Origin of the sequence: Paraburkholderia sp. Ac-20347 (assembly GCF_017104805.1) — a bacterium.
Classification (GTDB): Bacteria; Pseudomonadota; Gammaproteobacteria; order Burkholderiales; family Burkholderiaceae; genus Paraburkholderia; species Paraburkholderia tropica.
This window is the reverse complement of sequence record NZ_JAAGPN010000466.1, coordinates 1-3,070: the sequence shown is the minus strand read 5'-3', so window position 1 is coordinate 3,070 and position 3,070 is coordinate 1. Positions and strand designations below refer to the sequence as shown.

The 3,070-nt window shown below is 69.0% G+C and carries 3 protein-coding genes; 1 reads left to right on the top strand and 2 read right to left on the bottom strand.

What is annotated here, in order from left to right; all coding sequences use genetic code 11:
• On the bottom strand, positions 1-789 hold a 789-nt coding region (locus tag G3N97_RS37570), incomplete at its 3' end, for a tetratricopeptide repeat protein (protein WP_205997810.1).
• A gap of 202 nt (positions 790-991) precedes the next feature.
• Between G3N97_RS37570 and G3N97_RS37565 the strand changes: the two genes are divergently transcribed.
• A complete protein-coding gene (locus G3N97_RS37565; RefSeq protein ID WP_205997809.1) occupies positions 992-1,537 on the top strand; it encodes a hypothetical protein in 546 nt (181 codons plus the stop codon).
• A gap of 106 nt (positions 1,538-1,643) precedes the next feature.
• On the opposite strand, the gene G3N97_RS37560 is transcribed toward G3N97_RS37565, so the two are convergent.
• Positions 1,644-3,070 (bottom strand): GNAT family N-acetyltransferase (locus G3N97_RS37560; RefSeq protein ID WP_205997808.1); only part of this gene is annotated, 1,427 nt, incomplete at its 5' end.

Sequence of the window (3,070 nt, the reverse complement as noted above, 5' to 3'; positions counted from 1 at the left end):
CTCGCGATGCAGCTCGGGCGTGAGCGCCGGGATGCCGAGCAGCCCCCACGGCGTGAGCTGCTCCGCCGCGCCCGACGCGATCATCGCCAGCGCCGCCTGATCGATCGGCTCCAGCCCGTCCCAGTGCGCGAGCCGCCGCCGCACGGACTGCACCGCTTCCCAGCGCCCGCCGCGCGCGTAGGCCGCCTCGGCTTCGTCGAGACGGTTCTGGCGCTCCAGCAGGCCGCCATAGCATTGCCACGCATGCGCCGCCTGTGGATCGAGTTCGAGCGCGCGGCGCAAACACGCTTCGGCGTCCTCGTCGCGGCCCGTTTCGGCGAGCAGCACGGCGAGATTGCCGAACGCGAACGCGTAGTGCGGATCGGTTTCGATGGCCGCGCGATAGGCGGCTTCGGCATCGGCGAGATCCTGGCGCTTCTTCAGCAGGTTGCCGAGGTTGTTGAACAGGCGCGCCTCGCGCACGCCTTGCAGGACCGCCGAGAGATACGCCTCGACCGCCGCTTCGTCGCGGCCTTGCCAGAGCAGCGTCCACGCCAGATCGCGCCGGTACGCGCCGCCCTCGCGCACGGCCAGCGCGCGGCGGATCGCCTGCTCGCCTTCGGCATGACGCTGCTGGCGCGCGAGCGCGACGCCGAGCTGATGCCAGGCGTCGGCGTGACGCGGATCGGCGGCGACGGCCTCGCGCAGCAGCGCTTCGGCGTGCATGGTGTTATCGGCGTTCAGACGGTCGAGGCCGCGCTTGAACAGCGCGTCGGAACGGGCGGACGGAGTGGGGACGGATGAGTTCATCCCGCGAGGATAGAAAGCGCGCGCCGCCGCGACCATCAGAGCCGTCCTGGTTTCGCGCGGATGGCGCGCGACGTTCCGTCCCCTTGGGCGCGCGCGGCGCGACTGGAACCGCGCCGCGCAAAACGGTTAGAATGGCGGCCCTCTTCAATTCCGTCCGGCGCACGATCTCGCGGATCGCACCCCGGACGCGTACTCCGATCTCATGGCGAAACTTCTGACCGATCAAGAATTCCAGCGCTTTTCCGAGCTTCAGCAGAAACAGGCGAGCTTCACGATTTCGGCCGAGGAAGCCGACGAGCTGCGCGACATCGTGGCCCGCGCGCAGAAGAAGCGCGACGACCGCGCCGACGCGATGAAGACCGTCGAAACCGCGATCGCGCAATTCGAGATCACGCCCGACGAGCTGTTCACGGCCGAGCAGATCGCCGAAGCCGCGCGCAATTTCGGCCTGATTCCGGCCACGCGCAAGGAGCGCGTGCTGCCGCCTTCGCTGACGTTCAACGGCAAGACGCATCAGTGGACCACGCGCGCGCTGCCCGACGAGATCCGCCTGCCGCTGTTCGAGGCGTTCCAGGGCGGCCAGTCGATCAAGCCGTTCATCGCCACGCCGAAGGACGGCGCGCGCTGCGCGGCGACCATCGCGCGTCTGGAAAAGGAAACCGGCGCGCAGTACGCCGAGGCGTGGCTCGAAGAGCTGTCGATCTCGCGCGCGCAGGTAGATGAAGCGCTGGCGAAGATCGCGGCGTGAGTTTGCCGTCGATGCGTGTGCGGTGACACATCCGCACGCACCATGAAAAACGGCCGCGTAAAGCGGCCGTTTTTATTTCCCCTGTGCTCTTCGCTTTATCCGCGCCTCAATCCAGCGGCATCCGGAAACCCACCACGCCCGGGTCCTCCGTCGGCGTGACCGTGAAGCCCATCGCGCGCGCCAGCGCGATCATCGGCGCATTCTCGCGCAGCGCCTCGCCCAGCAGCCAATGCGTGCCGCGCGAGCGCACGTAGCCGATGATGCGCTCCATCAGCAGCCGCCCCAGCCCGCGTCCCTTCAAGGTGGACAGCACCGTCACCGCGAACTCGGCGGTTTCGTTGTCCGGGTCGGCGACCGCTCGCACCACGCCCAGCGTATGCGGGCGGCCGTCCTCGCCCGGCACGCTCGCGACGAGCGCCATCTCGCGGTCGTAGTCGATCTGCGTCATGCGCGCGAGCTGCGTGTGATCGAAGCTGCGCACCGCCGAAAAGAAGCGCAGACGCAAATCGTCCGGCGACATCGACTCGACGAACGCGCGGTGCATTTCCTCGTCCTCGGGCCGGATCGGGCGGATCGTCAGGCGCTCGCCATGCCAGTCGATGGTCTCTTCGAGACGACGCGGATACGGCATGATCGCGAAACGGCTGCGCTTGTCCGCCAACTCGATGCGCGGCGCGACCACCACGGCCGCGTCGGGCAGCACGCGCAACGTGAGCCGCATGCCGACGATCTCGCGCACCTCGCAGACCGCCTGTGACAGCTCCGTGAGCGCCGCGAGCGTGGGCGCGGGCGACGCACGGCGCGCATACGGTGATTGCGTGACGATGTCGCGCGAGAGCACCGGGTTCAGCGGCGGCAGGCTATAGACGCGCATCGGCGGCGAAAAACCGTCCGGCGACGGCGCCTCGAAATGAAACACGGGACCGAAGTTTTCGTCGTCGCGAAACGTCACCGTTACGTCGACGACGGCTTTCGCTTTCGTGCCTGCTTTCGTGCTCGCTTTCGTGCTCGCATTCGGGTTCGCATCGTCCGCGTCCGCTTCGGCCGTCTGCAGTCCGAACGCCTTGAGCAGTTGCGCGGCTTCCTCGCCTTCGAGCGCCGCGCGACCCGCCGCCAGCGCGCCGCGCGCGATGCCCAGCGCCACGTCGATGGCCGCCGTGCCTTGCGCGGGCAGGCTCTCGGGCGTCTGCATCAGCAACTCGCGCCCGAGCCGGTAATCGACGAGACGCGCGAACGCGCGAGCCAGCCGACGCGGCGTGGTGTGCACCGGAATGCCGTGCGCATGCAGCGCGTCGCGTGTGGCCTCGTCCACGCCGCCGAAAAAGCACGCGAGCATGCCGCGATACGCAAACCGCTGATGCTCGATGAGCGTGCGCGCCACCTCCTCCACCGGCGCGCTGTGCGTCGGCGCGTGCACGACGAAGGCGGTGCCGGTGCTGCGCTGCGAGGCCAGCGTCTGCAGTGCGAGGCCGAAGTGCTCGGGCCGCGCCGTGTCGCCGAGCACGAGCGGATTGCCCGCCTGCGCGTGCGGCA

Excerpts from the sequence above, each read along its gene's own strand:
- G3N97_RS37565 (WP_205997809.1), top strand. The coding sequence starts at position 992 with ATGGCGAAACTTCTGACCGATCAAGAATTCCAGCGCTTTTCCGAGCTT.